Genomic DNA, 6000 nt, shown 5'->3' on the forward strand with positions numbered 1-6000 from the left:
AGTGCGACGTTTCGCATCACGCTCGACTTTCAAGGCATCAAGATACACGCCGGAGCGCACGGTCATGTCAGCGAACTGGACGGCTCGTTGCGCGCGCTTGTCGATGAACAATATATCCGGGATTTGGCGGTTCGCACCCGGCGCGGGCTTGAGGGCGTAATCCGCGATGGCCAACACGCTGGCGGTCGCACATACGGCTATCGTGCGGTGCCCGGCAAGCCCGGCGACTCAGAGATCGTCGAGCAAGAGGCCGAAATCGTGCGCGTTATTTTTGCCTGCTATGTGCAAGGCGAGACGCTGCGCGCGATTGCGCACGATCTCAACAGGCGAAGGTTGGCGCACCGCGCGGCAAGCTCTCGAACGCCTCGACGATCAATGGCAACGTGTCGCGCGGTGGCGGCCTAATCCAGTCTCTATGGCGGTTTCGTCACATGGAACCGGGTGAGGATGGTCAAGGACCCGATGACGCGCAAGGGCCTCTCGCGGCCCACTCCGAAGGATCAACACAAGATCGTCGAGGCGCCGCATCTGCGCATCATCGACCATGCGACGTAGAAGGCTGCGCAAGCCATCAAGATCAACCGCCGTCACAACGCGACGCCCGCGACCGTGCAAAAAGCGCGGGCGCCGAAGCGAGTCTTCTCTGGCTTGATCAAATACGGATGCTGCGGCGCTCCAGTGTAGCTCACCAATTTTGACCTTCAACGACCCGGCCTGCGACAGTCCGTTCCTGTTCACGATCAATGTTTCCGTAATTCTCCGAATAAGAGCCTTCATTAAACTCGGGCAAGGTTCGATGATGTGGACAACACGATCAGAAGATCACCTAGGGCATGAGGAGATCGCGCGCGGCGATCTCACAATGGTCGATCAGCGAGGCAACCGCACCTTCACCGCATCGGTCAGCGTCAGATAGTTGGTACTCATGGCCCATTCCCTTTCGCGGATGCGCTCTTGAATGTGCCCAGCGGGAAACCGGCAACTTTGGCCAGCCCAGCTCAGAACCGGTTCTCAAATCCCGCCTCCCTTTTGTGCCCCAAGGGAAAATCCAAGGGGGGCACAGCGGGGGCATACAAAATCTGGTGTGGCCGGTAATGGCCTGCTATGGCCTCATATGGGGACAAGTCACTGCGCTGCAGCCACTTCTGCGATTTTTTCTATGGCCGGATGAGGCTGGCTATGGACTACTGATTGTGGTTCACACGGGAGAGGTCCAAGGTTCGATCCCTTGTGCGCCCACCATTCACACAATAAAATCAATAACTTATTTGACCACCGCCCGCCGCTGTGCCCCGGAAATCTCGGGGTACAGCCGGGGCACAGACGAGTGATTTGATCGCGCGCTGTCTGCCATCGCCTCGCGCGAGCGAATGCCACCAGTGCAGTTGCTATGGAGCCCGGTCGCCTTGAAATCGCTGGCGCGGACGGCATCATCCGACCCAGCCGTGGCGCGGGCGCCGGGAAGACCAATATCTGATCAAGCGTCGAGCAAGCTCTTCACACGAGCGGCACCGGCCACGGTCGCCTTGTGATCGGCAGACCGCCGGGCGTTCCGCTGCCATCGGCAATCGCCAGCCGATGCTGCGGTGAAGGCGAATGCCTGGTGAAATGCCAGCGCTTGGGATCGTCATCGATTTCGCGCGTGAAGCTGATGCCGATAGCGGGGCCGGAGAACAAGATCGCGAACTGATCGAGCGGAAGACGCAAGCCCAGGCCCCTCGCCTTCAGATAGGCTTCCTTCAGGGTCCAGCAATCATAGAAGCGGTCGCAAAGATCGTCCGGCGCAAGCCCGCGCAAAGCCGCGATTTCGGCCTCGGCAAAGCTGTGCTGCGCGAGAGCGCCGTCGCGCGCAGCGCACGGGAAGTTGTCTCGGGTCAAGGACTGGTTCGAGTCCAAGCGAGGTCCACCAAGCACTCGGTGCGCGTTCATCGCTTCCGCAACACGGTCGAGAGCGCAGAGCCGTCGTTCAAGATCGAGAAGACCTCCCGCGAAGACAGATGCGCGGCGGCCTCCTCGAACGTCTCGCTCACATCCACCCTGGCACGGCCGACCGCCAGGTTGACGTCGACCGTATCGGGCTGGGCGGCGCGAGGAGGCGGCAGCTGAGCGACGTGAAAGGCCAGCAGCTCGGGGTTTTCGCGAAGCTCCACCAGAGCGGGTTTGATGCCGGCCTCCGCCGCCGCACTCAATTCGTTGGCCCGGCGCAGGACCGAAGGCGGCTCTCGGTCTTCAGGGGTGGCAAACAGCTTGCCGGGCGCGGGCCGGGCCGTCAGCGCCCCGATAGGGACAGCAAACAGCAGCCCAACGATGACCGGCGACATCCAGAGCAGAAGTGGCAACGAAACGGCGTAGGCGCTTGCCGCCATCGCAACGCCGCACAAGGTCGGTATGCCGTACTTCCGGTAGAGCTCGCGGCGCTCCACCGTGCCGTCGTCCCGCCTTTGAGTCTGCCAGCCCGCATCGCGGCCGGCCAGAATCTCGACGACCGCGATCGACTGAAAGATCATCATCACCGGCGCCATCAACGCCGATACCGCGATTTCCGCGAAAACTCCGGCTGAGGCACGCAACGCGCCGCCGAATTGACGTCTTGCCGAGCCCCGTATGCAGACGAGTGCGAGGCTGAGCAGCTTCGGCAACAGCAGCAGTCCCATGGTGGCGACGAACACCCAGATGGCGAGCACGGGATCCTGGGCTGGCCACGTCGGAAATAACGAGAAACCCTTCGGAAAATACTCCGGCCGCACGAAGCGGGCCTGCAGCGAGATCAGCATCCCCAGCAGCAGGAACAGCAGCCACAGCGGTGCCGTCAGATATGCCCCGATTCCCACCATGAAATGCAGGCGCGACACCCAATGGAGACCGCGTGCAGGCACGACCGCGAGGTGCTGAAGATTGCCCTGACACCAGCGTCGGTCGCGCGCCGCGAAATCGAGCAGCGAGGGTGGCACCTCTTCGTAGCTTCCGCCGAGCGTCGGCAGCATGTAGTTGCCCCAACCGGCCCGCCGCATCAGCGCAGCCTCGACGAAATCGTGGCTGAGGATGTGCCCGCCGAAGGGCTTCCGTCCGCGAAGCTGCGGCAGCGCAGCCGCTTCAGCAAACGCCTTCACCCGGATGATCGCGTTGTGTCCCCAGTAATTGCCCTCGGAGCCGTGCCACCAGGCCACGCCGGCCGCGATCATCGGTCCGTACAGCCGGCCCGCGAATTGCTGCACGCGGCTGAACAGACTTCGCGCGTTGACGATCATAGGAAGCGTCTGGACGAGCCCGGCGCTCGGATTGGTCTCGATGGCATGGACCAATCGGACGATGGTCTGCCCGCTCATGAGACTGTCGGCGTCGAGCACGATCATGAAATCGTAGACGCCGCCGAACCGCGTGATCCACTCGGCGATGTTGCCGGCTTTCCGAGCCGTGTTGTCGGCACGGTGGCGGTAGTACAGCCGTGGCGTCCCCACCGCCTGTCGCAACGCCAGGAGCGCCTTTTCTTCGGCGACCCAGATGTCCGGATCGGTGCTGTCGCTCAGGACGTACCAGTCGAACAGCTCCCCGTGAGAGGTCGCCTCCACGGAATCGATGATCGCGCGAAGCCGCGCCGTCAATCGGTGCGGGTCTTCATTGTAGGTGGGAAGCAGCATGGCGGTGCGACTTGCGATCGCAGGCAGCTCCGCCTCCAGCGCGAAGGCGCCCGAACGAGGGGCCAGCAGCACAAAGAATCCGGCCAGCGAGGAGGCGAACGAAAACGCGACCCAGGCGAGCAGGACCAGAAAGAGCGCCAGCACCATGGCTTCGAGGACGGTGACGCCCCCTACCTCCAGCACGCGATACATCTCATAGCCGCCGCCCGCCGTGAGCGCCGCCGTCGAGAGCAGGATGAGGCCGCGTCGCCCGGTCATAGCGGGCGCAACCGGCGCAGGAACGCGATCGGATACGCGGTTCTTTCCGAGGTCACCAGGAGCCATCGGAAGGGGCGACTCGCGCGGCAGCAGGCGTTGGGTCGCGATATCGCCTGCGGCCGGCCGGGGCGCCGTGCTCAGGGGGCCCATCGGTAGACCCAGATTTCCGACAAGGGCTTGTCGCCCTCGGTCAGAAACGCCCGCAGCTCGATCGGCTCGCCCTTGACCTGGCACTGGAAGCTCAGCCGCCACCCACCTGTGTAGGGATTGGGCTGCGTGACGATGTTCTTCACCTCGGACTTCTCCGCCGTCACTACGCCTTTGACGCCGGCAGGATCGATGCCCTTGAGGTTGTCGCCGACCACATCTAGGACGAAGAGGCGGACGTCTTCGCCCCTCGCCCCTATTCCGCTTCGCGTGAAGCGGGCCAGAGAATGCGGCTTCGGGCTATCGGGTCCCCAGTGCAGCCGATAGGTGTAGTTGTGTTCGCCCTTGGCCTGCAGCGGATTCTTCGGCCGCCAGAATGCGGCGATGTTGTCGTGGACCTCCTCCTTGGTCGGAATCTCGAACAGCATGACCCCGCCCTCGCCCCAATCGCCGATCGGCTCCATCCAGAGACTTGGACGTTTTTCGAAGCTGGACTCGATGTCCTGGTAGGCGAAGAAGTTTCGCTCCCGCTGCATCAGCCCGAATCCGCGCGGATTGAGATCCTGGAAGGTGCTGATCTGCAGATCGCGTGGGTTGCTGAGCGGCCGCCAGAGGCTCTCGCCCTTGCCGTTGAAGATCGCAAGACCGTCGGAATCGTGAACGGACGGGCGGAAATCGTCGATGTCGTTGCGATCGTTCGGACCGTAAAAGAACATGCTGGTCATGGGCGCGAGCCCGGCCCGCGGCATCTCGACGCGCGGGTAAACCGACATTTCGACGTCGAAGACCGTCGTTTCCCCGGGCCGCACGGTGAAGCGGTAGCTCGCTGCGCAACTTTTGCTGTCGAGCAAGGCATGGATGACCATCGAGGTCGCTCCCGGCGCTGGCCGTTCGAGCCAGAACGCCTTGAACAGGGGAAATTCCTCCCCCTTGGCTTCGCCGGTATCGATCGAGAGCCCCCGGGCGGAAAGCCCGTACGTCTGCCCCTTGGGCACGGCTCGGAAATAGCTCGCCCCAAGGAATACGCAGACCTCGTCGTAATAGTCGGGACGGTTCATCGGTGCATGTATGCGGAAGCCTGCGAACCCGAGATCGACGTCCTCGAACGAGAGGACCTTCTCGCCGAAGGAAAAGTCCGCCTTGCGGTACTTGAGCTCGGTCGCCTTTCCGTCAGCTACCTCGAAGATGTTCACCCTGTTCTTGTAGAAAAAGCCGCGGTGGAAGAACTGCGCCTCGAACGTAAGATTCTTGCCGCGCCAGAGCGCGCGCTCGGGCAAAAAGCGGATCGAACGGTACTGATCGTAGTCGAGGTCCTTCAACCCGCCCGGCAGCTTCTCGTCCGGAGCCTCGAACGGCTTGCTTGCGATCATACGGGCCAGGTCCCTCACCGTGGACGGCCCGAAAGAGTCATCGGACGCAGCGGCGGCGAAGCCGCTTCGCGAGGCGAGCAGCAATGCCGGCAGCACCGCCGGCCCTTGAACAAGCTGGCGTCGGTTCACGTGCTCTCCTACTCGCTACTGCTGCCGCGGCCAAGCAACGAGCATCACGCCCGCGAGTTCCACCGGCCGGCCAGCGCCGGCGCGAGGGCAAATGCGCAAGGGCCAAATCACCACAAAACGGCCGGAATTCAGACGGCCGCGAGCTTCCCCTCCATCCCCGAACGGCGGCGGAACCCGCGGAACGTCTTGGCTTCGTGCGCCTTCTCTGGTCGGAGGATCAATGGCACGCGCCTGGAATGCACCTGTCTTCGTTATCGCTACGGTCTACTCCAAAGTCGATGCGCTGTTCTCAGCGGCCGCCGGAAGAGCGCGTCGAGGGTCGTGTCCCGAGTGATGGTGTAGCTCGGTAGAGCAAAGCCGCCCGCACGCGCGCCCACCAAGAGCGCCGTAGCGGGCGGGCGGCTTTGCGGTGGTCATCGATGATTCGCCGGTAGGGTCGGGTTGCTGACACCAACCTG

At 63.1% G+C, this 6000-nt stretch carries 4 protein-coding genes; 1 reads left to right on the top strand and 3 read right to left on the bottom strand.

All coding sequences use genetic code 11. The features are described 5' to 3' along the window. Positions 1–87: 87 nt before the first annotated feature. Positions 88–405, top strand: coding sequence for a recombinase family protein (locus tag JQ632_RS36065; protein ID WP_212407469.1), 318 nt, complete (start codon positions 88–90; stop codon positions 403–405). Positions 406–1497: 1092 nt separating this feature from the next. On the opposite strand, the gene JQ632_RS36070 is transcribed toward JQ632_RS36065, so the two are convergent. Genes JQ632_RS36070 through JQ632_RS36080 form a run of 3 tightly spaced genes read right to left on the bottom strand, consistent with a single transcriptional unit; the run spans position 1498 to position 5542 of the window. Next, positions 1498–1878 (bottom strand): 4'-phosphopantetheinyl transferase superfamily protein, encoded by a 381-nt coding sequence (locus JQ632_RS36070; protein WP_249152782.1) that lies wholly within the window; start codon positions 1876–1878, stop codon positions 1498–1500. 47 nt (positions 1879–1925) lie between these two features. After that, positions 1926–4046: a glucans biosynthesis glucosyltransferase MdoH gene (mdoH, locus tag JQ632_RS36075; protein WP_212407471.1), complete on the bottom strand. Its 2121-nt coding sequence runs from the start codon at positions 4044–4046 to the stop codon at positions 1926–1928. Next, entirely contained in the window at positions 4034–5542 is a 1509-nt protein-coding gene (locus JQ632_RS36080; protein WP_212407472.1) for a glucan biosynthesis protein G, read from the bottom strand. Before JQ632_RS36080 ends, mdoH begins: the two co-directional genes overlap by 13 nt. Positions 5543–6000 lie beyond the last annotated feature (458 nt).

This window comes from Bradyrhizobium liaoningense, from assembly GCF_018130955.1.
GTDB lineage: Bacteria > Pseudomonadota > Alphaproteobacteria > Rhizobiales > Xanthobacteraceae > Bradyrhizobium > Bradyrhizobium liaoningense_C.

Bases quoted from the DNA above. Each gene is read 5' to 3' on its own strand.
- mdoH (WP_212407471.1), bottom strand. From the start codon at position 4,046: ATGGGCCCCCTGAGCACGGCGCCCCGGCCGGCCGCAGGCGATATCGCG.